Annotated in this window: 19 protein-coding genes and 1 tRNA gene; 8 read left to right on the top strand and 12 right to left on the bottom strand. The window is 46.7% G+C overall.

Features of this window, described 5'->3' with window-relative positions:
- Nucleotides 1-2 precede the first annotated feature (2 nt).
- The 4 genes from tig to ACO0KZ_RS08870 form a co-directional block, all read right to left on the bottom strand.
- Nucleotides 3-1,346: a trigger factor gene (gene tig, locus ACO0KZ_RS08885; protein WP_422994796.1), complete on the bottom strand. Its 1,344-nt coding sequence runs from the start codon at nt 1,344-1,346 to the stop codon at nt 3-5.
- Between the two features lie 27 nt (nt 1,347-1,373).
- A tRNA-Leu gene (locus tag ACO0KZ_RS08880) sits at nt 1,374-1,460 on the bottom strand.
- Nucleotides 1,461-1,759: 299 nt separating this feature from the next.
- Nucleotides 1,760-4,885: an efflux RND transporter permease subunit gene (locus ACO0KZ_RS08875; RefSeq protein WP_422994795.1), complete on the bottom strand. Its 3,126-nt coding sequence runs from the start codon at nt 4,883-4,885 to the stop codon at nt 1,760-1,762.
- Nucleotides 4,882-6,069, bottom strand: coding sequence for an efflux RND transporter periplasmic adaptor subunit (locus ACO0KZ_RS08870; RefSeq protein ID WP_422994794.1), 1,188 nt, complete (start codon nt 6,067-6,069; stop codon nt 4,882-4,884). The genes ACO0KZ_RS08875 and ACO0KZ_RS08870 overlap by 4 nt, the downstream gene beginning before the upstream one ends.
- A gap of 408 nt (nt 6,070-6,477) precedes the next feature.
- Here ACO0KZ_RS08870 and hpnC point away from each other — a divergent pair, with 408 nt between their 5' ends.
- Nucleotides 6,478-7,296: a squalene synthase HpnC gene (gene hpnC, locus ACO0KZ_RS08865; protein ID WP_422994793.1), complete on the top strand. Its 819-nt coding sequence runs from the start codon at nt 6,478-6,480 to the stop codon at nt 7,294-7,296.
- Between the two features lie 66 nt (nt 7,297-7,362).
- The gene (locus ACO0KZ_RS08860) at nt 7,363-8,067 is read left to right on the top strand and encodes a M24 family metallopeptidase (RefSeq protein WP_422994792.1); all 705 of its coding nucleotides are present in this window, start codon (nt 7,363-7,365) and stop codon (nt 8,065-8,067) included.
- A 123-nt stretch (nt 8,068-8,190) separates the two neighbouring features.
- Here ACO0KZ_RS08860 and ACO0KZ_RS08855 read toward each other — a convergent pair whose 3' ends face one another.
- Nucleotides 8,191-9,237 (bottom strand): hypothetical protein, encoded by a 1,047-nt coding sequence (locus tag ACO0KZ_RS08855; RefSeq protein WP_422994791.1) that lies wholly within the window; start codon nt 9,235-9,237, stop codon nt 8,191-8,193.
- A gap of 51 nt (nt 9,238-9,288) precedes the next feature.
- Here ACO0KZ_RS08855 and hpnD point away from each other — a divergent pair, with 51 nt between their 5' ends.
- Nucleotides 9,289-10,122: a presqualene diphosphate synthase HpnD gene (gene hpnD / locus ACO0KZ_RS08850; protein WP_422994790.1), complete on the top strand. Its 834-nt coding sequence runs from the start codon at nt 9,289-9,291 to the stop codon at nt 10,120-10,122.
- Nucleotides 10,115-11,476 carry a hydroxysqualene dehydroxylase HpnE gene (gene hpnE / locus ACO0KZ_RS08845; protein WP_422994789.1) on the top strand — a complete coding sequence of 454 codons (1,362 nt, stop codon included), beginning with the start codon at nt 10,115-10,117 and terminating at the stop codon, nt 11,474-11,476. The genes hpnD and hpnE overlap by 8 nt, the downstream gene beginning before the upstream one ends.
- 30 nt (nt 11,477-11,506) lie before the next feature.
- On the opposite strand, the gene ACO0KZ_RS08840 is transcribed toward hpnE, so the two are convergent.
- The gene (locus tag ACO0KZ_RS08840) at nt 11,507-12,151 is read right to left on the bottom strand and encodes a glycoside hydrolase family 19 protein (RefSeq protein WP_422994788.1); all 645 of its coding nucleotides are present in this window, start codon (nt 12,149-12,151) and stop codon (nt 11,507-11,509) included.
- Between the two features lie 191 nt (nt 12,152-12,342).
- On the opposite strand from ACO0KZ_RS08840, the gene ACO0KZ_RS08835 reads away from it, so the two are divergent.
- The 3 genes from ACO0KZ_RS08835 to ACO0KZ_RS08825 all read left to right on the top strand — a co-directional run bounded on the left by ACO0KZ_RS08835 (nt 12,343) and on the right by ACO0KZ_RS08825 (nt 15,150).
- Complete coding sequence (locus ACO0KZ_RS08835) at nt 12,343-12,921, top strand: SAM-dependent methyltransferase (protein ID WP_422994787.1); 579 nt, start codon at nt 12,343-12,345, stop codon at nt 12,919-12,921.
- A gap of 180 nt (nt 12,922-13,101) precedes the next feature.
- Nucleotides 13,102-14,316, top strand: coding sequence for a DUF5009 domain-containing protein (locus tag ACO0KZ_RS08830; protein WP_422994786.1), 1,215 nt, complete (start codon nt 13,102-13,104; stop codon nt 14,314-14,316).
- A gap of 270 nt (nt 14,317-14,586) precedes the next feature.
- Complete coding sequence (locus ACO0KZ_RS08825; RefSeq protein WP_422994785.1) at nt 14,587-15,150, top strand: DUF6882 domain-containing protein; 564 nt, start codon at nt 14,587-14,589, stop codon at nt 15,148-15,150.
- A gap of 43 nt (nt 15,151-15,193) precedes the next feature.
- Here ACO0KZ_RS08825 and ACO0KZ_RS08820 read toward each other — a convergent pair whose 3' ends face one another.
- The 6 genes from ACO0KZ_RS08820 to acs all read right to left on the bottom strand — a co-directional run bounded on the left by ACO0KZ_RS08820 (nt 15,194) and on the right by acs (nt 22,240).
- Nucleotides 15,194-16,144: a hypothetical protein gene (locus tag ACO0KZ_RS08820; RefSeq protein WP_422994784.1), complete on the bottom strand. Its 951-nt coding sequence runs from the start codon at nt 16,142-16,144 to the stop codon at nt 15,194-15,196.
- A 128-nt stretch (nt 16,145-16,272) separates the two neighbouring features.
- Nucleotides 16,273-16,422, bottom strand: a complete 150-nt coding sequence (locus ACO0KZ_RS08815) for a hypothetical protein (protein WP_422994783.1) — start codon at nt 16,420-16,422, stop codon at nt 16,273-16,275.
- Between the two features lie 417 nt (nt 16,423-16,839).
- Nucleotides 16,840-17,217, bottom strand: coding sequence for a response regulator transcription factor (locus ACO0KZ_RS08810; RefSeq protein ID WP_422994782.1), 378 nt, complete (start codon nt 17,215-17,217; stop codon nt 16,840-16,842).
- The gene (locus ACO0KZ_RS08805) at nt 17,214-20,009 is read right to left on the bottom strand and encodes an ATP-binding protein (protein WP_422994781.1); all 2,796 of its coding nucleotides are present in this window, start codon (nt 20,007-20,009) and stop codon (nt 17,214-17,216) included. The genes ACO0KZ_RS08810 and ACO0KZ_RS08805 overlap by 4 nt, the downstream gene beginning before the upstream one ends.
- Nucleotide 20,010: 1 nt before the next feature.
- Nucleotides 20,011-20,211 (bottom strand): hypothetical protein, encoded by a 201-nt coding sequence (locus tag ACO0KZ_RS08800; protein WP_422994780.1) that lies wholly within the window; start codon nt 20,209-20,211, stop codon nt 20,011-20,013.
- A gap of 46 nt (nt 20,212-20,257) precedes the next feature.
- The gene (gene acs, locus ACO0KZ_RS08795) at nt 20,258-22,240 is read right to left on the bottom strand and encodes an acetate--CoA ligase (RefSeq protein WP_422994779.1); all 1,983 of its coding nucleotides are present in this window, start codon (nt 22,238-22,240) and stop codon (nt 20,258-20,260) included.
- Nucleotides 22,241-22,637: 397 nt separating this feature from the next.
- Here acs and ACO0KZ_RS08790 point away from each other — a divergent pair, with 397 nt between their 5' ends.
- Nucleotides 22,638-23,318 carry a response regulator gene (locus ACO0KZ_RS08790; RefSeq protein WP_422994778.1) on the top strand — a complete coding sequence of 227 codons (681 nt, stop codon included), beginning with the start codon at nt 22,638-22,640 and terminating at the stop codon, nt 23,316-23,318.
- Nucleotides 23,319-23,491 lie beyond the last annotated feature (173 nt).

Raw genomic sequence — 23,491 nt, 5'->3', positions numbered from 1 at the left:
TCTTATTGTGCTGGGTTATTACCCATCAATTCGTCAAACGGCAAAACTGAATCACTCACTTTTGCCTTACCTAGCACATAGTTAACGACGTTTTCTTCTAAAACAAGGGCTTCAACTTCAGCCAAACGATTACGATCGCTGTAGTAGTACTTCACTACTTGCTGCGGATCTTCGTAACTTTGAGCGAAGTCTTCGACCTGTGCCTTGATTTGGTCGGCTGTTGCTTGCAACTGATTTGCTTTTACCAATTCAGCCAAAATCAAACCTAAACGTACGCGACGTTCTGCTTGCGCAGTAAACAACTCAGTTGGAAATGGAACGCCTTGTACATTCATACCGCGTTGCGCCATATCTTGACGGGTCATTTCAGCTAAACGCTCTGCATCTTGCTCAATCAATACAGCTGGTGCATCAAATTCAACTGCTTTGACCAATGCATCCATGACGCTGTCTTTGGTCTTTGCTTTAACACGTCCTTTAACTTCGCGATCAAGGTTATCCTTGATATCGTTACGCATTTTTGTCAGGTCGCCGTCTTCTACGCCTAACATTTTCGCGAACTCTGCGTCGACTTCAGGCAGATGTGCCCACTCTAATTTAGTCAAAGTAACGGTGAACTCAGCTGTTTTACCAGCCACGTCTTTGCTATGATAATCCTCAGGGAAAGCAAGTGGGAAAACTTTGGAATCGCCTACTTTCAAGCCCAAAGTCGCGGCTTCAAATTCGGGCAACATACGGCCTTCACCCAAAACAAAAGCAAACGCTTCTGCTTTACCACCAGCAAATTCAACGCCGTCAATCGTACCAACGAAATCAACTGTAGCACGGTCACCATTTTGTGCAGACTGATCTGCACCACCATCGCCATGTGCGCTTTGCTCACCTTTAACGTGAAAATGCACACGTTGCTTGCGCAAAATATCGATCGTTTTGTCGATTTCAGCATCTGTAACTTCAGTCTTAACCTGCGTTACGTCAACACCGGACAAATCGCCCACGACAACTTCTGGATACACTTCAAAAGTGGCATCAAAAGTGAAGTAGTTTTCAGAATAGCTTTTCTTAGGTTCAATACGTGGATAGCCGGCAACGCGCAAGTTATTTTCTTTAACTGCTTCACTGAAAGCGATACCAACTTTCTCGTTGAGAACTTCGTTTTCAACTTGATAGCCATACTGAGCCGCGACCATTTTCATCGGCACTTTACCTGGACGGAAGCCAGGCGCTTTTGCTGAACGAGCACGTACTTTCAAACGCTTCTCAATTTCCGGTTGCATTTCTGAAATTGGGAATGTGAGCGTAATACGGCGTTCTAATTTTTCTAAAGTTTCGACTGCAGTTGCCATGAAAATCGTCCAAATATAAAGAGTCTGTGGTGCGAGGAGGGGGACTCGAACCCCCACACCATTGCTGGCGTCAGGACCTAAACCTGGTGCGTCTACCAATTTCGCCATCCTCGCGGGATGAGCATACCTTCCAACAAAAGCAAAGGGCGACTTCAATTGCATTGTCGCCCATAACTTCCATTGTGGCATTTCAACTTCAGCCGACTATTCTACTGGATTTCTGTGCTGCTTGTCTCGTATTTTTTGTAATCGAATTAGAAAGAACTGCTATAAAACCTGTTTTCACGACTTTTAGCCCTGAATTTCTCATCGATGTTTTTCATCAATGGGTAGAAACCACAGGATCAACTACAGCACTTCTCTTACTCCAACATCAAAAATTACGAGACAACTTTAAAGACCAAAGCCTACTTTTAAACTCTCTTAACTCTGAACCAAGCGGCATACAGTGCTGGTAGGAATAACAAAGTCAAAGCCGTTGCAATAATCAAACCGCCCATAATCGCTACCGCCATAGGCCCCCAGAACACTGAACGTGACAGAGGTATCATCGCTAGTACTGCGGCGGCGGCCGTCAGAATGATGGGACGGAAACGACGCACAGCGGCCTCCACAATTGCATCCCACGCTGGAACACCCGCTTCCCTGTCCTGCTCAATCTGATCGATCAAAATGACAGAGTTACGAATAATCATACCAAACAAGGCAATCACACCTAATTGTGCAACAAAACCAAATGGTCTTTGCAAAAGTAACAAGGCCATCGCCGCACCAGCAACACCCAACGGACCGGTCAAGAACACCAATACCGCACGGGAGAAGCTATGCAACTGCAACATCAGTAAAGTAAAAATGATGAAAATAACCAAAGGTACGTTTGCCGCAATTGACTCCTGTGCTTTACCGCTATCTGCAGCTGCACCTGCCAGCTCAATTTTGTAACCAGGCAGCAAGCTCGCTCTGATTGCATCCAACTTTGGATTAATCTGCGAAGATACAGTAGGGCCCTGTATGCCGTCTGCAACATCCGACTGCACCGTCACTGCCCACTCACGCCCTTCACGCCAAACCACTCCTGGCTCCCAAGCCAAGCCGATACGAGCCACTTGAGACAAAGGCACAGTTTTACCGCTCGGTGTCGGAATATTTGCGTTACTTAGAGCCTGCACGGTAGAGCGCTCGTCGACTGGCTGGCGAACCACAATGTCGATCAATCTATTCGATTCCCTAAATTGCCCCACGGATGTGCCAGTCAGAATAGTATTTGCGGCACGCATCACTGTTTGAGACGTAATGCCAAGCGCGCGCAGTTTGTCTTGATCCATATCAATACGCACAACTTTTACCGACTCGTTCCAGTTATCGTTGACACCAATCGCGTTGGGGTTGGCGCGCATCACTTCCTTGACGCGATCAGCAACTTCACGCACCTTGGCCACTTCTAATCCTGTAACACGGAATTGAACTGGATACGGCACAGGTGGGCCATTCGGCAAAAGTTTGACGCGGCCACGAACCTCGGGAAAATCCTCTTTAAAGGCCTGCGTAATTTTCAAACGCAAAGATTCGCGCGCTTTCAAATCTTTTGGCAGCACCACAATTTGCGTCACATTCGTTTGTGGGAAAATTTGATCCAAAGGCAAGTAGAATCGTGGGCTGCCGGTACCGACATAGCTAGTCACACTTTCAACACCCTGCTGTTTTTGTATAAAGGCTTCAAACTTCTTCGCTTGCGCTTCGGTCGCCGCAAAAGAAGATCCCTCCGGCAACCACAACTCCACCATTAATTCTGGTCGGCTAGAGTCTGGGAAGAATTGTTGCTCAATAAATTTAAAGCCAAACACACCTAGCCCAAAAACCGTCAAAGTGATTGCTATTGTCGTCTTACGCCAAGTCACACACCAGTTAACCAAGGCGCGGAAACGCGTGTAGAACGGCGTATCAAATAATTCATGATGACCATCTGCACCAGCATGCGGCTTCACTTTCAATAAGAGATAACCGAGATAAGGCGTAAATAATACGGCGGCTAACCACGAAATCAACAAAGCTAAAGCATTTACTGAGAACATAGAAAACGTATACTCGCCAGCAGCAGACTCCGCCAAACCAATAGGCAAAAAGCCCGCGGCAGTGATCAACGTACCAGTCAACATAGGCATAGCCGTTGATGTGTAGGCAAAAGTTGCCGCATCAAATCGAGAAAAACCTTCTTCCATTTTTCGCACCATCATTTCGACAGCGATAATGGCATCATCGACTAACAAGCCTAATGCAATAATCAGCGCTCCCAGCGATATCTTATGTAGGTCGATGTTCAACATACGCATAAACAAGAAGGTCACTGCCAACACCAATGGTATCGTCAAACCAACGACCAAACCAGGCCATACATCCAGGCGCCAAGGCTTAGTATGCAAACCTAAAGATAAGAAGCTGACAGCAAGGACGATCACCACCGCCTCTATCAAAGTATTAACGAACTCACCTACGGATGAAGCAACAATTTTGGGCTGATCAGAAACACGTTCCAGTTGTATACCAACAGGTAACTGCGACTTAATCGTGGCAACCTCGGTTTGCAAATGCTTGCCGAGTTCAATAATGTTGCCCCCCTTCTCCATCGAAATGCCTAGGCCAATGACTTCCTTGCCATTGAATCGCATTTTATCGACGGGTGGATTTTTGTACTCTCGCTTGATGACTGCAAAATCCCCCAATCGAAAGGTCGTTCCATTGGCACGCAGTTGCAAATTCTCAAGATCTTTGACCGTCAACAAAGCACCTGAAATACGCACTTGCAAATTGCTGGCCGATGTTGTTAACACCCCCGTACCCTCGACAGAGTTTTGAGAACTAATTTGCGCGACTACAGTTTCAAATGGCACACCTAGTTGCGAAAACTTTTTCTGCGAAAATTCGATATTAATTTTCTCTTCCTGAACGCCAAACATTTCTACTTTAGCGACTTTTGGAATACGCAAAAATTGTTGACGCACGAAGTCTGCATATTCACGCATTTCTTCGTATGTAAAGCCATCAGCAGAAATCGCAAAGATAGAGCCATAGGTATCACCAAATTCATCGTTAAAGAAGGGACCATTAACACCCGCTGGCAGAGTGCCTTTTATGTCTCCGATTTTCTTACGAACCTGATACCAGGTTTGCGCAGTCTCTTTGGGTGGCGTTGATTCACGCAACTGCAAAATGATCAGCGTTTCGCCTGGCTTGGAGTAACTACGAATTTTATCGACGTACGGCGCTTCCTGTAACTTCTTCTCTAGCTTATCAGTCACCTGATCCGCCATTTGCAATGCAGTGGCACCAGGCCAAACCGCACGGACCACCATCGCTCTAAACGTGAATGGTGGATCTTCATCTTGCCCCAAACGCCCAAAACTAAAGATCCCCCCCAACAGTAACGCCACCATCAAATAGCGTGTTAAAGGTATATGTTCTAGCGCCCAGCGGGACAAATTAAATCCCCCGGATTTGTGCTCAGGCTTATCGCCCGGCGACTGATGATTTACTTGACTCATTTAGCAACTCCACTTGCATTCGTCGCTGGTGCCGCTGCATTACCAGTACCTGATGCCGTCTCAACACCGAGAATTTTGACTTTCTGACCGTTTTTAAGCAAATTCACGCCAGCAGTTACCACCATCTGACCAGCACTAACACCAGTAGCGATCAACACATCTTCACCGACTGTACCGCCCAATTGCACAGGCACTAATCTCACCGCACCAGATTCAACGATCCACACTGAATTAACATTTTTATCCTGAAGCAAAGCAGTCAAAGGCAAACGTACCATCGCTTGCGGATTTTTCATTCCAAATGACACCATTGCCGTCATACCTAAACGCACACTCTTGACGTCGGGAGATAAAGCAACTTTCGCAGTAAATGTACGAGTGACTGGATCTGCTATCGGTGACAACTCGCGCAATTTTGCCGCAATCACTTCAGCTTGATTTGCCCACATACGCACTTTGACATCCGACAGTTGACGTATGCTATTAATTTTATCTTCAGGAATACCCACTACTACATCAAGCTCCCCTGTTTTAGCAAGGCGTACAACTGGGGAGCCGGCGCCAACCACTTGTCCTACCTCGGCATCGATGCCTGTCACTACTCCATCGACGTCAGCCACTAAGCTGGCGTAGGAAGCTTGATTCGATTGATTCGACAATCCCGCCTTGGCCTGATCGAAACTCGCTTGTGCCGCTCTGAAAGCGGTTTCTTTCGCATCCAACACGGCCTGAGCCACGAAATTTTTTTCACGCAATTCCTGATATCGCTTTAATTCCGCCTTTGCTAGATCACGATTACTCTCCGCAGCACTTAAACCTGCCTTAGCTTGTGCTTGCCCCAATAACAAATCTTGCGGATCTAGCTGCATCAAGACCTGTCCGCGCTTTACAACAGTGCCGACATCCACTTTGCGCGCTATGATTTTGCCAGGTACACGAAAACCCAAACGTGACTCGATACGTGGGCGCACCTCGCCAGAAAATTCGGTCGCAATGTCGCTACCTTCCATCACGGCTTGCAATGCTCGAACAGGGCGAACGTCTTCTGTTTTCTCAACTTTTTTACTGCAAGCACCCAGACTCAAAACCGTTACCAGGCCGAGCATTGAAAGCAATGTAATTAACAAACGTGATTGACTTGATGTTTTCAAGACAGGATTGGAGATCAATGGAGAATTTGACACGGGATTTTCCTTTACTATTCCGTCACAACGCATACGGTACAACGCTTAAGCGCTGTCCTTGGGAAATTTTTAAGCAACTCATTCTAAAAGCTGATTTACAAAGCGCTTCTAAGCGACTTTTTCTAAACAAAACTAGCTACGCAAACTCAGTAGTGACTGCAATTAAACATTACGGCCTGACATCACATATTTAAATCAATAATCAAGCAAAAAATCGCTACAACATGAAGGCACTAAAAACACAGGGATTGACATCAGACTTCGAATATCACGTTCCTGAACTATAAAAGAGTACTTTGAATTCAAAAAAGTAAGCACAATTAAATTACTGACTCATGGGTAAGTAATTATAATGATGAATCTTTTAAAAGCCAATGACTTTCGAGTCATTTATTTTCAAATGTCATTATGACAATCAATCATTACGAAAATTTCCCAGTTGCGTCTTGGCTAATCCCTGCTCATCTAAGGCCTGCAGTTCGTACTATTTACGCCTTTGCGCGTAGCGCGGACGATATTGCTGACGAAGGCGACGCCAGCAACGAACAGCGCCTCGCCGATTTGCAAAACTACGAGAATCAATTGCATTTGATTGCGACTGGCGGTCATAGCGAACAGGCTCTTTTTCAAGATTTGGCCGAAGTAATTCGCCGTCACCAGCTCCCTATCTCCGCCTTTCTCGATTTGTTATCAGCGTTCAAACAAGATATTCATACGAAACATTATGTTGATTTTTTCAGCCTCCTAGATTATTGCCAGCGATCCGCCAATCCCGTTGGTCGCATTATGTTGACGCTGTTTGGTGAAGACACGTCAATCAATATTGCATGTTCCGATAAAATTTGCACTGCACTACAGTTGATCAATTTTTGGCAAGATATCGCGATCGATTGGCAAAAACAGCGGGTCTATCTTCCACAAGAAGACCTTGTACGTTTTGGCATAAGCGCAGATAGCATTGACCGGGGCGTTCCAAGAGACGAACTAAAAGCGTGGCAGCAACTAATGCAATTCCAAATTCAACGTACTCGCCAAATGATGCTGGACGGAGCGCCTCTTTGCAGACGAATACCAGGTCGTTTCGGTTTTGAATTACGTTTGGTGGTTCAAGGTGGCTTACGAATTCTGGAAAAGATAGAACGAGTCAATGGCGACGTATTTCATCAGCGCCCCAAAATCGGCAAAGCGGATGCATCACTATTGATGTGGCGTTCATTGAAAATGTAAACGCCATCGAGACAAGTGTGAGTGTAAAATGCTCAATAGATCTTACTAAGTAGACCAAGATTAACTATGCCTAGCCTCGAGCAGATACACCTTTATCGCAATGTACAGGACGCGGCCAAGTCAGCAATGGCACGTCTGCCGTCATTATTGAGTATTGATGATAGCGAACGTAGTATTGCCCAAAAAGCGCATGACTTATTGTGCCAATCCGGCTATCCAGATACTTGGTACTACGACTGCCCTGCTCTGGTGCTGGCTGGAAGTCGAAGTTGCCTGTCAATCTCAGGCAAGCAATATCAAGCCAGCGACGAAAAAATTGGTGGGAAAAATTTAATTAGTATCGATCTCAGTCCAGAAAAAAAAGGCGTCTGGGGCGATTATTCACGCACCTTTGCTTTTGAATTTGGCTCATTTGTCGAATACCCCAAAACCTTGGAATACCGCAATGGCTTGCGCTTTCTTGTTCAATTACATGAAGAAATGATGCGATGGTTAAGACCGGAAGTGAGCTTTCATCAGCTATTCCAATGGACTAATGTGCGGATTCGCGAGAGCGGATTTGTCAACTTAGACTTTCGAAGCAATGTGGGGCATAGCCTTGAAAGTCAAAGGGAATTACGTCAATTCATTCAATCCAATAATCACTTACCACTTTCAGCCGTTGATTTTTTTAGCTTTGAACCATTTGTCCGACTTAAAGGTGGTCAATGGGGATTTAAGCACGAAGACATTTTTTATTTTGATCAAGCTGGGCAATTAGCCATACTCTAAATCCATTTTCAATTTATCAGAGTGATCATACGATATGCCCCCTCACTGAGAACAATAAAAAAGCCAGGAATGTCCTGGCTTTTTTATTAGGCTAGCTAAATAAATCTAGCGACCATTCGACCTTTAGGCAGCCACACATGACACTGAAATCTTCTGCGAAGCATCGGGTGCCGCTGCATTAACTCTACCGGCGCCGTTCGTTACCGTACATTTTTGACCAGTCGGCTGCGTAGAGACCTGAACATCATAAGCAGCGCCATCTAGTAAGCTAAAATTAAACGTAAATACGCCATCTGCCAGCAGAGTACGAACATCGGTTCCATTGCTAGTAAGACCTAAAACAGTACCGACTTTCAAGCCAGCCAAGGTACCGCCGACTGGCACGCCAGCAACGCAATCAATTGCAATATTTTTCGCCGCTGATACATCATTAACATTTGCGGTACCAGTACCGTTTAAGACAGTACAAACTTGTGATGCGGGTGGGATTGAAACTTTTACGGCATAGGCTTTCTGATTGACGATGTAGGTTTGCAGATTGAACGCGCCATTTGCAGTTATCGCGGTTTGCTGAATATCATTTACAGCTAACTGCAAAGTTTTAGTGTCGTTAAGGCCAGTTAGCACACCGCTCAATGGAACATTAGGAACGCAATTGACGCTAATGTTGGTAACTGGTGTTTCGCTAGTCATTTTGCCACTACCGTTAGCAATTGTGCAGTTCACCGGATTCGGCTGCGTGTGTATAGAGATATTGTATGCGGCATTACTTGCTATCTTGAAAGAAAAATTACCATCGGCCGACAAGGTCTGGCTGTAACTCGCATCATTCACCAACACCAATGTGCTTTTACCATCAGTCGTTAATCCTTTCACAGAACCACCTACTGTTGTGTAGACAAACCCACCGCACCCTACAAGCGCTGCGACCAATGTTGAACCAATAATCGCCAATTTTTTATTCAATTTAATCAAGATCACTCTACCTTTAAAGCGGCTTAAGCCAGATTCCGAGATCGTCTCCGACTCGAACAGATGAAAATAAGCTCGCATTGTACAACATGCCAGTAGCATTTTTTTGTCTATATATTGTAAGAAAAGACTACCGGGTAATTTCGTAATGGTTTGTGCGATCTGCGCTAGTCGGTTAGGATTACGCCTAATTTCCACTTTATTTCGTTTGAAATAGGTGCCCAAGAATCTAAACAGCTCAGCTTTCGCATGTCTCCAGACGAATATTGCCAAGAAAAAGCCGCCCAGAGCGGTTCCAGTTTTTATTACAGTTTCCTTTTTTTACCGCAGGAAAAACGCCGTGCGATCACCGCACTGTATGCGTTTTGTCGCGAAGTCGATGATGTCGTCGACAATTGCAGCGATGAGGCAGTAGCACGGAACAAGCTCGCATGGTGGCGCAAAGAAGTTCAAGCCATGCTAGCCAAGAATCCTAGCCATCCGGTGACCAATGCACTGTTACCACACATGAGTACTTACCAATTAGATGGCGCACACTTACTCGCAATCATTGATGGCATGGAGATGGATCTCAACCAAAATCGCTATCTGGACTTCATCGCCTTGCAAAAGTATTGCTGGCATGCGGCAGGTGTGGTGGGAATTTTATCTGCCAGTATTTTTGGTATCAAAAATCCGCAAACCAAACAGTTTGCCGAAAAGTTAGGCCTGGCATTTCAAATGACAAATATCATTCGAGATGTAGGTGAAGATGCGCGTAAAGGCAGAATTTATCTGCCAGTCAATGAACTGCAACAATTTAATGTTCCCGCCAGCGACATTCTCAATGCCAAGCATAGCGAACAATTCACCAAACTTATGCAATTTCAGTACGAGCGGACTCAACAATTGTATGACGATGCATTTGCCTTATTGCCTAAAGAAGATAGACGTGCACAACGTACGGGCTTAATCATGGCTGCCATTTATCGTGCTTTATTAGTGGAGATTCAGCAAGATCAATTCCAGGTACTGAAGCAGAGAATTTCATTGACACCTATCCGTAAACTTTGGTTAGCGTGGAAGACCTATATTCGTGGTTAAGCGTCAAAAGAATTCGACCACAAAGCGTGTAGCAGTCATCGGTGCAGGCTGGGCTGGCTGTGCAGCGGCGGTTACGCTTTGTGAGTTAGGCCACCAAGTCACGCTGATTGAAGCAGCGCGCCACTTAGGCGGCCGAGCACGTGTCGTCGAGATCAAGGGCTACCAGTTGGATAATGGTCAGCACATTATGCTCGGTGCCTACACCGCTTGTCTCGATTTAATGCGACGATTAAAAATCGATTTAGAACAAACATTGCTGCGCTTGCCTTTACAAATGGTGTACCCACACCAAACAGGCATGCATTTTATTGCACCTAAATTACCTGCGCCCATACACCTACTTTTCGCGCTTATCAATGCGAAAGGTCTCGATCGCGCCGACAAAATGGCCCTAGCCCGTTTCTCAACGACAGCTCGCTGGATGGGTTGGCAACTGAATCAAGATTGTACCGTCAGCGAACTATTAGAAAGTTATGAGCAAACCGAACGCCTATGTCGATTGATGTGGACACCGCTTTGCATTGCCGCCCTAAATACGCCTCCAGAGCGTGCGTCAGCCCAAGTCTTTTTGAATGTGTTACGAGATAGCTTGGGAGCAAAGCGCAAAGCCTCTGACATGTTAATTCCTCGTGTCGATCTAAGCAGTTTGCTGCCCGATGCTGCCGCCAGATACTTACAACAAAAGAATAGCCGTGTGCTAACTGGTATCAACATCAAAACCTTACGATCAACCGATCAAGGCACCTGGTGCTTAGATGAAGTACCACGTACTGAAAACGGAACAGAGAACGAATTTGATCGCATTATCATTGCCACCAGTGCGTCACAGTGCCAGCGTATGCTTGCTGATGTTAGCAGTAGCTCTTCAAGCAATCCAGAATTGCCAAACCCTCCTGAATTCAGCTACGAAGCCATCACCACTTGCTACTTACAATATGCACCTAGCATTAAACTAGAGCGGGCTTTTTTTGCGCTAGCAGATAATCCGCAGCTTGCACAATGGGCTCAATTCGTCTTTGATCGCGGCCAACTCAACCCTGAACAAGCAGGCTTACTGGCGGTCGTGGTGAGTGCATCGAACAATGCAATACAGAACGATCATTCGACCCTAAGTAAGGCGATCGCACAACAGCTTGCAGAACAACTAAGAATGCCTGAACTAATTAAGCCAGAATGGACACAAGTTATCACTGAGAAACGAGCGACTTTTGCCTGCACGCCAAGCTTACCTCGGCCAGAGAACCGCACAGTATTTCATGGCTTAGTTATTGCCGGAGATTACACAGCAAGTGACTACCCAGCGACGCTAGAAGCAGCTGTGCGCAGCGGGATATCGGCAGCGCAAGCGGTTTAATTTTATAGCACCAGAAATCAAGCCGTCCTGCTATGCATGCCATACTATTTTACAACGTGCGAGCCACGCCGCTCTATCGCTAAGACCTATCGTGCCTCCATTAATTTTCAGCGTCACAGCTTGTATATTGTCTTGGTCTGCCAAGGCATTGCAGCCTTTTGCATCCCATTCAGCGGCAGCCACTTCCACGCACCATGCGCTACTCACCACTTGATCAGGATCCGCCACAAAATCAGGACAGGTTAAATTAGTCTTTCTAACGATGTTGGTCGCTTCAGTGTAACTATCTTTTCCAGTCAGTTGTAACAAACCACGTCCACGATATTTGTAACCATCACCAGGTGCCGTATTATTCATACGACCACCGTAGACTTGATTTCCCAAAGCCTGCGGATTTTTGGCGTATTGTGCGGGATCAAGTGGACCTTTCGGCTGAAAGCGGCTTGGCCAGACTTCTACTAATCGGGCTGCACTGTAATTTAAATTTTCAAACTGTATGGTCAAGGCACTACTCTCATGCAGCACTTGCGCCATGAAGTGCGCAATCCGCAAAGGATTAGTGGTAATACCATGGCGATCAAATGCCACTTGTGCGTTCATGAATGCTTGTTGATACACGGGCAGTGCCTTAGGCGCAAGACTAGCAATTTGTGCCCAACTTAATTGAATTGACATACCACCATCCCAAAAAGAAATAAGCCAACAAGCATAGTAATCCAAGCATTTAAAATGACAAGATAAATATTCAATTGCGTCATTTAAATAAGATTTTTTCCAATAGGAACTAAGCCGTAAGAGACAATGCAACGTGTATACTTGCGCACTACTATTATTAGGCATCAACATTATTTTCGACAAGGCCCACCATGCTCATCATTACTATCAAACAAGGTAAGGAAAAAAGCTTGTTAGCAGGCGATCCTTGGATTTACTTATCGGCCATAGAACGCGTCGATGGTAAGTTTCATGAAAGAATGAAATTTGGCGCCACTGCCTTAGTTCGTTCATCCTCCGGGCAATTTTTGGCGCGTGCTGGTTGGAGTCCCAAATCGCAAATCCGCGCCCGGGTTTGGAGTTTTGATGAAGCCGAAGCGGTAGATCACGCAATGTTTAAACGACGAATTCAGGCCGCACTTGCCAAGCATTTGCCACTTAAGGCGATAGCCGGTATACCGCAAAGACTCATAAATGCAGAAGAAGACCAGCTACCGGGTTTAATCGTCGATTACCACGCACTCAATGCAGGTTATCTAAGTTGCCAATTTCAAGCAGCTGGCGTTGACGCTTGGAAAGTCGCCATCGTTAAAACCTTGATCGCCGAAACAGGCTGCCCGAATGTATATGAACACACCGACTATCTGGTTCGCAAAGGTGAGGGGCTCTCTGGTGGCGCTGGCGTATTGGCAGGCGATGAACCACCGGCAGATTTATCAACATTGCGTTAATTTGAATTCAAAAATTGCGCTGCCGCGCTGCAATTCATCGCGCCCCCATAGTGACTGCCAGATATTTAGGTGATCATGCAGTTAGCGAGCACAGCAAGTCTGATCTACCTATTTCAGCACCAAGCGAATTCACAACGAAACAGTCTTAGCCTACTTTAGCTTCCTGAAAGTTTGTTATTTATGTCAACAGCCAACAATACGCTCAAAAATCAGAGAATCCTTTCCATCGACGCTTTTCGTGGAATCACTTTTTTGATTATGATTATCGTCAATGAGCTCGCAGGCGTCGCAGGTATTTCTCCCTGGCTCAAGCACATGCCAGCCAGTGCCGATGCAATGAGCTTCCCCGATATTGTATTTCCTGCCTTTCTATTTATTGTTGGTATGTCGATCCCATTTGGGATAAATCATCGCATAGCAAAAGGTGAAACCCGGTTCACTCTAAATCTGCATATTCTGCTGCGCGCGCTGGCGTTAATTGTCATGGGTTTTTTTATGGTGAATGCCGAAGACGGTTATCACCAAGCTTCAATGTCAATGCCAATACAACTCTGGGCGCTATTGTCTTACCTCGCTTTTATGTTGATCTGGGGCGTCTACCAATTCAAGCAGCCGTTGCTCAATCGAACCTTAGTTTGCATAGGGGTTTTGATACTGACCTTACTTGCGCTTAGTTATCGCGGTGGCGTAGATGGCACTCAAAGTATGAAACCGCAATGGTGGGGAATACTAGGCTTGATCGGCTGGGCGTATTTAATTTCTTGTGTCATTTATCAAGTTGTCAGAGGCAAGCAACTATTGCTGTTGCTCGCTGTTTGCCTTTGCACCACGCTGTATATAGTTACCCACCAGGCATACACGATCGCGCTTGCACAAACTAATCAGGCACTCCAATTTATATTAAGTTTAGACGCACATGCTGCGCACAGCTCTATCGTAATTTGCGGCATTCTTTGCAGTTTTATTTTTTTTGCAGAAGATCAAAGTCTATCGCAAGCAGCTCGTTTTTTAAGAGCATTTGGTCTGACGATCGTGCTTATCAGCGCAGCGACTTTACTAAGACCTGAATTTAAAATTTCCAAAATTTATGCCACACCTTCCTGGTGTTTTTATTCTGCTGCGATTTGCATCAGCGTATTTGCTTTTCTATATTGGTTAATCGATCTTAAGAAGGCGCAAAACTGGATGCATGCCGTCAAACCTGCCGCAATTAATCCACTGGTCTGCTACCTACTTCCATTTGTGATTGAATCGATATTAAGTTTAACTGGCATACGCTCTCCACTGCGTTCCTTTGAGGGTGGCTATGGCATATTAGCGGCCTTGATCTATGCCAGTCTCATCATGCTTGCTGTACATGGATTGAATAAAGTTAATTTTAGGTTGAAATTTTAAGAAGTCGCCAAGGTGCTCGCGTCCACTCAATTTGATCTACATCCATAGTCATGGTGCGCTCGGCGCACCATGCCTGTTAGTCTTGGCATAACTCGTAGGCAAGTAACATGTTTCTTAAATATCTAAAGTCCCTTCTTAAGGCAGATCATACAACCCAAACTCGAACCCAAATTCCACCACAAAATTGTGCTGCTATAATGCAAGTTATTTTGGCCAATACAATTGGCAAGACATAAAAATTTGATTTAATTAGCTTTTTTATCAGCACCCATGAATTACTTCAGCCAATTTTTACACCGCATCTTGCGCCGCACCCCAGACCAAATGCCGAACGCAGAAGCGTTAGCATTTATCACGATGGCTTATGATGAAATGCTCACTCAACATCGGGAGCATGCGGCCACTTGGCCGCACGGTAAAGAAAGAGGTTGGACGGCCGATCTCAGTGCTGGCGTTATTATGTTTAAATTTGACGGAGATAGAACAGGAACGGCGCATTTTCAAACGATAGGTACTTATAACGAAACAACGGCTTCATTTACTTGGGCGTGGGCCAATGATTCACTTCCTTCAGCACTACGCAAACATGCCAAGCTCGCAAAAAAATGGGGCGCCACACATCGACACTCCTCATTCCTGAACAAAACCGTACAGTGCACTATGGAAGATGCGTGGAATTTTGCGGCTGTCACCAGGAAAGTCGCAAACGCTAAAAGCGTGTATCGAGGTCGCGTTGGTAGTGAATTCATTTTTATGACGACAGACGAAGTTCATCTTGATACAGAAGTACCCAGTACCCATTGGTCTGCTGGCCGCCGCCGCGCTAGTTGGTAAAAAATTGGTTAACCCTGGGCTGAGCTAGTTTGCTGAATTCTGTTCAAAAACCATCACACGAAGCCGCCCTCGCGCTTTGATTCACTAAGTCCAGTTCAGAAAAAATGTCCATTAATTTGTCTGATTTTTCTTTGTGCAAGGCTTTGTCGATCACACTTCCGTCCGCTTTAGTGTACTTCGCTAGCTCTACTGAAGCCGACATCAACAACTGATTCAGACTCTTCTTCTTGGCGAGTAATTCTACGCAAAACAATTTTAAATTGAGTTTTGGTTTAGGAATCCGTCCCTCCACCATACCAAAGAAACGCTCAGCTTGCGATAAATAGCCCGTGCGAGCCGTGTCATCAGGAAAACGCTTAGCAACTTCCACTTCTTTTCTCACAAGTGCAATCTCTGTTTCGGTCACTTCATGCCCCGTCATGATCTTTGAAATCAATGCATCAACCCGAACTCTAGGCTCATGAATGACTTGCGTGATTCTTGCATTATCGTAATTACGACATTCAGAGAAACTCAAAAACTTGGTACGCGCTAGGTTATCAGCATATTCTTTATCGCCTTTGTCCTTGGTATCTTGAATGATAGGATCCCAATGCGCATCGACCTCCGCTTCACACTCGGCAGTCGTTTTACCACTAGCCCAATCACCACGTTTGATCTCCGCTGGTGCAACCACCTGAGCAGACACAAATTCATCGCAGCCCGTTTTTGCTAAACCTTGAAACTCGCGCTTACAGTCTGCATGCGAAGAAAAACCGCGCTCCTTCGCCCGTTTATAACCCTGCTGCTGTTCAAACACCGAACGATGAATCTGTTTACCCTGATCGTCGTAAAAAACCTCATCCTTCATCTCTTCTTGCTGCGCATTCTGGATGTTCTTTTGATGGATCGCAGGCTTTAACTGCCACAGTACGAAGAGCGCGAAAACCAATAGCAATAGAAAGTAAATTCTTTTGGGGCTAGGTGCTGATGTTTTTGAAGGTTTCTTGTTCATGATATGAAGTTGTGAATCCTAAAGTACGGTGCAAATTAGTAGCGCGCTCGGCACCTATTTCTTTGCCTACTTCAATTACCACATTGAGCCTAAGTTGCCACACGCACAGTTTAAGAAATCAGATTCTTTTAATGTAATTGCTCAAATAAAGTTCGAACTACCACTGCACTTTGAGCGATATCCGCATAACCCAACCAATTGATCTCGTGGATGCTGTAATCCGAATCGGATGTACCCAAACATCCAGAAGTACGGCAAGTAAGCATCGCCATCATCATACCATGAGGCTTTCTTTACACTTGCACTTCAGACGCAAGATAGACTTTCAAGTCTCCCGAATAGAACCGATCATCATTTCTTCTCTAATTTCACGAGTTAAAGCATCTTGATCTCACTTCCCCAACGCTCACTCTGGCAAACAGCAAGCGCGCCTGAATCTTTAATGATTATTTTTGTGTGTGCTTGCATCGTTTTGCCCGTCATTATTGGATACACGGTGATGGTATATCGAATTTTCTGGGGTAAAACGACCTTGCTTGAGTATTGAGGTTTTGATTTTTATTGGTGAGGCTTGTTAGTGACTATTCAGGCAAAATTGGTAAACCGTGGTCTTGCTTCTTGCCACCGAGAGGCCGGCACACTAGCGAGCATTGATCGATGTAAAACGCCGTATTTTTTGGCGCAAAAATTACGCATCAAGTCATGATCGTTCTAATTTTTCGCATTAGCTCTCTGGGTGAAAATGGTTTTGTGACATACGCATCAGCGCCCAAGGCCATTCCCCGTTCAATGTCGCTATCGCGGCCACAGGCTGTCAGAAGGATGATACGCGAGTGCGCATACGCTGGATTTGCGCGTAAGGCTTCACAAACCTCATAGCCCGATTTTCTCGGCATCATTACGTCTAGCAAAACTAGATCGGGCGAAAATTGGGCTGCCACTTTCAAAGCAGCTTCTCCATCAGCTACTGTCGCTACTTGGTAACCTTCTTTTCGCATCAAGTATTCAAGTGAAATAACAATGTTAGCTTCATCGTCGGCAATTAGGACTCGTAAGGATCTCGTTTCACTCATGACCGCACACCTTCTTGATCAAGTTTATTGTCGAATTGGCGTGGTAGCGTAAAACAAAAACAAGCGCCGTTCGCACCCTGCGGAGCAGCCTCAGCCCACAGCCGCCCACCAAAATGTTCCACAATCTGTCGGCTGATCGGTAATCCAAGACCAGTCCCTTTTGGTTTGTCGGTGAGAGAGTCACGATTACCTGCACCTTGATGAAATTTTTCAAAAATCAGTTCATGGTCTTCAGCCTTAATGCCGGGCCCGTTGTCACACACTCTGATAAGAACATCGCTATCAATACTGGACGCAGAAACAGTGACGACTCCACCTGTCGCTGGTACAAATTTAAATGCGTTGGACAGCAAATTCTGCATCACTTGGATTAGCCTATCTCTATCCGCCATCACCATCAATCCAGATTCGATCTGATCCATATTGAGCGCAATCTGACGATCAGCGGAGATTGCAGTGAGTGCTGTGCTAGCCGACAAAATAAGATCGGCGACATCCACCGTGCTAATGACCCACTCTCCACGCCCCGATTCCAATTTGGCCATATCGAGAATTTGATTAATCAGGCGTGAAAGCCGTTCGGTTTCACTGACGATGATACTAAGGAAACGCGTCCGTTCGCTGACCGTCATGCTAGGATCATCGTGCAGAATTTCAGAAAATAGACGAATCGAAGTCAAGGGTGTACGCAGTTCATGGGTCACCGTGGCGACGAAATAGTCTTTCATCTGATCGAGTTGCTGCAAGCGCTGATTGGCATCCCGTAATTCGGCTGTCGCGCGGGTGAGTTCACGTGATTTTTCCTCGATCTCGCGGCTATAGCTACGTAGCTGTGAGGCTTCGTCAAGGATACTCATCACTTCCTCCATATCCAACGCCTCCTCCGTGACGACCGATGCGAGCATGGCACGTGCTGACGCTGAGCCGATTGCACCGGCAAGTAAGGCTTCGGCAAAATTGACCAACTGTGCATCTGCGGGCAACTGAGCGGCACTCGAAAAGCCCCGTTCTTGTGCATAGCGCGCAAAAGCCTCCTGGGTGTGTTCAGCGCCCAAAAAGCGGCTCACAAGTGGAATCAGTTCAGAAAGTTTTGCACCTCCACTCCAAGTACCAGGATGCATAGCCTGAGTGCCGCGAGATACAAACAAATTTGCCTGCCGCGCCTCGCCGGCATTGGGCGCGCGCATGAGTGAAACACCGATGTAGGCACTCAGATTTGCCAACAAACTCCAAACGATGCAATGAGTGATGACATCTAAGCCATCAAGCCCAAACAGATGCAAAGGATGCAGCATTTCAATTCCGAAAAAACCACTTTCCATGAACTTGGCGGGAAGCCAGCCAGACTTGGCAAACGAAGGCAGTAGCAAGGTGTACATCCAGACTGAAAATCCAGCCAACAAGCCTGCCACTGCGCCATTACGGGTGCCGCCCTTCCAATACAAACCGCCCAATACCGCTGGTGCAAACTGCGCGACGGCGGCAAAAGAAATCAAACCAATTGATACTAAGGCGTAAGCCTCACCCGCAAATCGAAAATAACCATAACTCAATGCCAGTATCAAGACGATCGCGGCACGGCGAATAGTGAGTAAAACGCGAGACAAATTGCGGTGCGTTGCCAACAGCACGGGTGCAACACGCAGCAGCACCGGCATCAGCAAATCATTGCAAATCATGGTCGCCAATGCGATGGTTTCCACGATCACCATACCGGTCGCGGCAGAAAGCCCACCGATATAGGCTAACAAGGCTAATGCCTGTTGGTGCTGTGCCATAGGCAAAGTCAAAACAAAGGTATCGGCATCGACGCCTGATGGAAAGTACAGCAAGCCTGCCATTGCCACTGGCAACACGAATAAATTGATGAGAAATAGGTAGAGCGGGAACAGCCAAACCGCGCGTTTTAGATGGGACTCATTGACGTTTTCAACCACCGCAATCTGGAACTGTCGAGGTAACAACAGCGAGGCCAGCATGGATAAGAACACCAGTGCACCCCAGCTGCCATAGACCAAGGGCGTATGAGGTGACATATTAGCAGTTGCACTACTTTGCGGGATGATGGGTGCCGGCATCGCGCTGAAGGTTTTAAACTTAGAAAATATGTCACCGACGCCATCGTGCATTCCCCACACGACAAAAATACCGACGGCAAGAAAAGCCACTAATTTCATCACCGATTCAAAGGCAATCGCAGCTACCATACCTTCGTGGCGCTCAGTTGCATCGAGATGTCGGGTACCAAAAAAAATCGTGAAGCAGGCCAAAATTGCTGCGGTATAGAGCGCCCCATCTTGCAGTAAGGGCACAGCCGCAATACTGGTTGGCATCACGATTTCCGGGTAGCGCACAAGGATCCCAAAACTATTCGACACTGCCTTAAGTTGCAGCGCAATGTAGGGAACCACACCAACTACCGCGATCACCGTGACCAAGCCACCTAATAATTGGCTCTTCCCATAACGCGATGCAATCAGATCAGCGATTGAGGTAATCCGATTGACCTTGGACACCCTGATCATCTTCAGCACCACAAATCCTGCTAACGCAAATAGCAGTGTCGGCCCAAGATAGATGGGCAAGAAATCCACACCGTTCGATGCTGCCCGACCAACGCTGCCGTAAAACGTCCAAGTGGTGCAATACACGCCAAGCGACAATGCGTAAATCTGAGGATTGGCGATCAATGAACGCCCGGCGTCTGCACGCCGGTCTGCCACCCACGCGATTAAAAATAGAACGGCGAGATAAAGCAAAGAAACGAGAATGATCAGCCATCCCTGCAGCATCCTAGTCCTTCGCTCCTTCGGTAACCCATGCCATCAGGACGATCAAGGTCAACCACGCCCCCATTAGCCACGCATACAACACGGGAATGCCGAAAATGCTGGCTGACCTGTCGAAAATCGACAAGACTGGGTAGTTAAACCAAATGCAGCCAAGTAAAAACAAAGCTGCCAGTCTCTGCTTTGATAAACGAGAACGTATCATGGGTGCCTCCTTTTCATCGCTTTCAAGGCTGAATGGGTACATAGACTCAGGCATTTTGCTTGAGTTGATCGAGTATCCCTGGGTTTTCCAAGGTTGAGACATCTTGGGTGATATCTTCGTTTTTGGCAAGTGAACGCAGCAAGCGACGCATGATTTTACCGGAGCGGGTTTTGGGCAAGTTATCGCCAAAACGGATGTCCTTGGGTTTGGCGATCGGTCCAATTTCCTTCGTAATCCAATTGCGCAATTGGTTCGCAATTTCTGCAGCTTCGGCGCCACTAGGACGCGCTTGTTTGAGTACCACGAAGGCGCAAATCGCTTCACCAGTCACATCGTCTGGACGGCCGACGACGGCTGCCTCCGCTACCAAGGGATTCGATGCCAATGCAGATTCTATTTCCATCGTTCCCATCCGATGTCCTGCAACATTGAGTACATCATCAATGCGGCCCATGATCGTAAAATAACCGGTATTCGGATCGCGCATCGCGCCATCCCCAGCCAGATACAAATTCCCACCCAAATCCGCTGGGAAATAGGAATTCGCATATCGCTGTGGATCGCCATAGATCGTCCTTATCATAGAAGGCCAAGGCTTCTTGACCACTAACAGGCCGCCTTTACCCCACTCCAACTCCAGCCCAGTTTCATCCACGACAGAGGCCTGAATGCCAGGAAACGGCAAGGTGCAAGAACCTGGCACCAGCGGTGTAACGCCAGGCAAGGGGGTGATCATATGCCCGCCGGTTTCTGTCTGCCAAAAGGTATCGACAATAGGACAACGCGAACCGCCAACCTGCTCGTAGTACCACATCCAAGCGTCGGGATTGATCGGCTCACCGACCGAGCCGAGGATACGCAAGCTTATAAGATCATAATTTTTCGGATGGGTTTCTGGGCTGATTTCCCCTGCTTTGATCAAGGAGCGGATTGCGGTTGGGGCAGTATAAAAAACGCTGACCTTGTGGTTTTGTATCATCTGCCAGAATCGACCCGCATTTGGATAAGTCGGTACACCTTCAAACATGAGCTGGGTAGTTCCGCAAGCGAGAGGACCATAAGCAATATAGGTATGGCCCGTGACCCAACCGATGTCCGCCGTGCACCAGAACACATCGTCTGTCTGAATATCAAAAGTCCATTTCATGGTCAGTGCGGCGTGCAGCAAATAGCCGCCTGAGCTATGTTGGACACCTTTTGGCTTTCCTGTAGAGCCAGACGTATAGAGTAAAAACAAAGGATGCTCAGCACCAACCCATTCTGGTTCACAGGTCTGCGCTTGCTCTCGCACTGCATCGTGCCACCATATATCGCGCCCTGCCTGCATAGTGCAGTCGTCACCGGTACGCTGAAATACAATCACTGAATGAACCATCTCGCAACCACCCATGGCGATGGCATCATCCACAGCAGGCTTTAGGGGGATGCGTTTCCCACCACGGCACTGTCCATCCGCGGTAATCACAGCCACCGTGCCCGCATCAACGATACGTTCGTGAATCGACTTGGCAGAGAAACCACCAAACACCACAGAATGAATCGCCCCAATCCGCGCACATGCCTGCATCGCGACAACACCTTCGATCGACATCGGTAGATAGATCAACACGCGGTCGCCTGGTTTGACACCCCTTGCTCTAAGGGCATTTGCTAATTGGCAGACTCGAACCAACAGTTGCTTATAGGAGATACGACTAACTTGTCCGTCATCTGCCTCAAAAATAATCGCAAGCTTATCGCCAAGCCCAGCCTCCACATGACGATCTAAACAGTTATGCGAGACGTTGAGCGTGCCGTCAGCAAACCATTGGTAAAATGGCGCTCTACTTTCATCGAGTGATGTCGTGAATTCCTGTTTCCATGTCACATGTTCTCGGGCAAGACGCGCCCAATAGCCCTTATAGTCGGTGTCCGCTTCTCTGCAGAGCGCATCGTAAGCGGCTCTCCCAGAAATGGTAGAGCGCTCTACTAATGCCTCTGCAGGTGGAAAAATACGGTTTTCGATTACCACTGAATTGATGACTGACATGAAGGTCTCCTCTTTGGGATTGAACCCAGATTTTCATTAGGCGCACCTGCGGTGCTATTTGCGTGTTGACGGCGCATTTTCGGCTACTTTTGTTGCTCTTCGTTGCCAATAGCTAGCTATTGGCGCCTCATTCGCATCAAAATTATCTCGAAAAGTGCATCCGTCATCAGCGCAAATCCTAATAGGAAATCTGGGTTAAACATAAATTTACAAAAGTCTCGCTGCAGAGCTAAGCAGCAAAACTTCCTTGTAATAAATTTACCCAACCTGCCTTACGTAAGACTTACGTGGCTTTTTAGAGAAATGCTGAAATCCACTTTTTACAACACATTGGCAGCGAGCCTATTAGTGTGGCAAAATCGTTTTTTTCAACGCAGCCCCATTGCAAAATCTACCCATGAGAATTTTACTAGCCGAAGATGATCAAGCAATCGCACTCGGATTGGTGACAGCCCTTCGCAAGGAATCTTATGCAGTCGATCACGTCGAAGATGGCGCAATGGCGGACGCCGCCTTAATGTCACAAGCCTATGACTTGCTCATACTTGATTTGAGCTTACCGCGACTATCCGGAATTGACGTACTCACACGCTTGCGACACCGCAAAAACACTACGGCGGTGTTGATATTGACGGGTCGCGACGGTGTCGACGATCGTGTGCGCGGCCTTGACGCTGGTGCTGATGACTATCTAGCCAAACCGTTTGCCTTGGCAGAACTTTTTGCGCGCGTTCGCGCATTAACACGTCGAGGAAGTGGCAACACCAACCACATTGTCTATGGCTCCTTATCCTACAATCAAGCCGATCGCGAGGCGCACGTCAATGGCGAACTTCTCAAACTCTCTGCGCGCGAATTGGCACTACTAGAACTATTGGTTCTGCGCGCTGGAAAAATGGTCGGCAAGGAACAACTAATCGATAAATTGTGTAGCTGGGGGGAAGAAGTCAGTAGCAATGCGATCGAAGTTTACGTGCATCGCTTGCGCAAAAAGTTGGAGATTGGCGACATCAGAATTACTACCGTGCGTGGTTTGGGCTATTCTCTTGAGCTGGCACCATCAGGATCGAATCACTAGTTTCTTCTCAAGCGATTTTCATGCCTTTCGCCTCCTATTCTCGCAGCATAAACATGTGTCGATCAGATCTAAGAAATAAGAATCAACAGTAAAGAAAAACGAAGCGTTCTTAAAAAAATGCCCGCTCTGAGAATAATCAGAATGACGGGCATTTTTTCATTTGGCTACTTTAA

Source organism: Undibacterium sp. Di24W, from assembly GCF_049340325.1.
Classification (GTDB): Bacteria; Pseudomonadota; Gammaproteobacteria; order Burkholderiales; family Burkholderiaceae_D; genus Undibacterium.
This window is presented reverse-complemented; position numbering and strand designations above follow the sequence as displayed.

Excerpts from the sequence above, each read along its gene's own strand:
- tig (WP_422994796.1), bottom strand. The coding sequence starts at position 1,346 with ATGGCAACTGCAGTCGAAACTTTAGAAAAATTAGAACGCCGTATTACG.
- ACO0KZ_RS08875 (WP_422994795.1), bottom strand. The coding sequence starts at position 4,885 with ATGAGTCAAGTAAATCATCAGTCGCCGGGCGATAAGCCTGAGCACAAA.
- hpnC (WP_422994793.1), top strand. The coding sequence starts at position 6,478 with ATGACAATCAATCATTACGAAAATTTCCCAGTTGCGTCTTGGCTAATC.
- ACO0KZ_RS08860 (WP_422994792.1), top strand. The coding sequence starts at position 7,363 with ATGCCTAGCCTCGAGCAGATACACCTTTATCGCAATGTACAGGACGCG.
- hpnD (WP_422994790.1), top strand. The coding sequence starts at position 9,289 with ATGTCTCCAGACGAATATTGCCAAGAAAAAGCCGCCCAGAGCGGTTCC.
- ACO0KZ_RS08840 (WP_422994788.1), bottom strand. The coding sequence starts at position 12,151 with ATGTCAATTCAATTAAGTTGGGCACAAATTGCTAGTCTTGCGCCTAAG.
- ACO0KZ_RS08835 (WP_422994787.1), top strand. The coding sequence starts at position 12,343 with ATGCTCATCATTACTATCAAACAAGGTAAGGAAAAAAGCTTGTTAGCA.
- ACO0KZ_RS08830 (WP_422994786.1), top strand. The coding sequence starts at position 13,102 with ATGTCAACAGCCAACAATACGCTCAAAAATCAGAGAATCCTTTCCATC.
- ACO0KZ_RS08825 (WP_422994785.1), top strand. The coding sequence starts at position 14,587 with ATGAATTACTTCAGCCAATTTTTACACCGCATCTTGCGCCGCACCCCA.
- ACO0KZ_RS08820 (WP_422994784.1), bottom strand. The coding sequence starts at position 16,144 with ATGAACAAGAAACCTTCAAAAACATCAGCACCTAGCCCCAAAAGAATT.
- ACO0KZ_RS08815 (WP_422994783.1), bottom strand. The coding sequence starts at position 16,422 with ATGATGATGGCGATGCTTACTTGCCGTACTTCTGGATGTTTGGGTACA.
- ACO0KZ_RS08810 (WP_422994782.1), bottom strand. The coding sequence starts at position 17,217 with ATGAGTGAAACGAGATCCTTACGAGTCCTAATTGCCGACGATGAAGCT.
- ACO0KZ_RS08805 (WP_422994781.1), bottom strand. The coding sequence starts at position 20,009 with ATGCTGCAGGGATGGCTGATCATTCTCGTTTCTTTGCTTTATCTCGCC.
- ACO0KZ_RS08800 (WP_422994780.1), bottom strand. The coding sequence starts at position 20,211 with ATGATACGTTCTCGTTTATCAAAGCAGAGACTGGCAGCTTTGTTTTTA.
- acs (WP_422994779.1), bottom strand. The coding sequence starts at position 22,240 with ATGTCAGTCATCAATTCAGTGGTAATCGAAAACCGTATTTTTCCACCT.
- ACO0KZ_RS08790 (WP_422994778.1), top strand. The coding sequence starts at position 22,638 with ATGAGAATTTTACTAGCCGAAGATGATCAAGCAATCGCACTCGGATTG.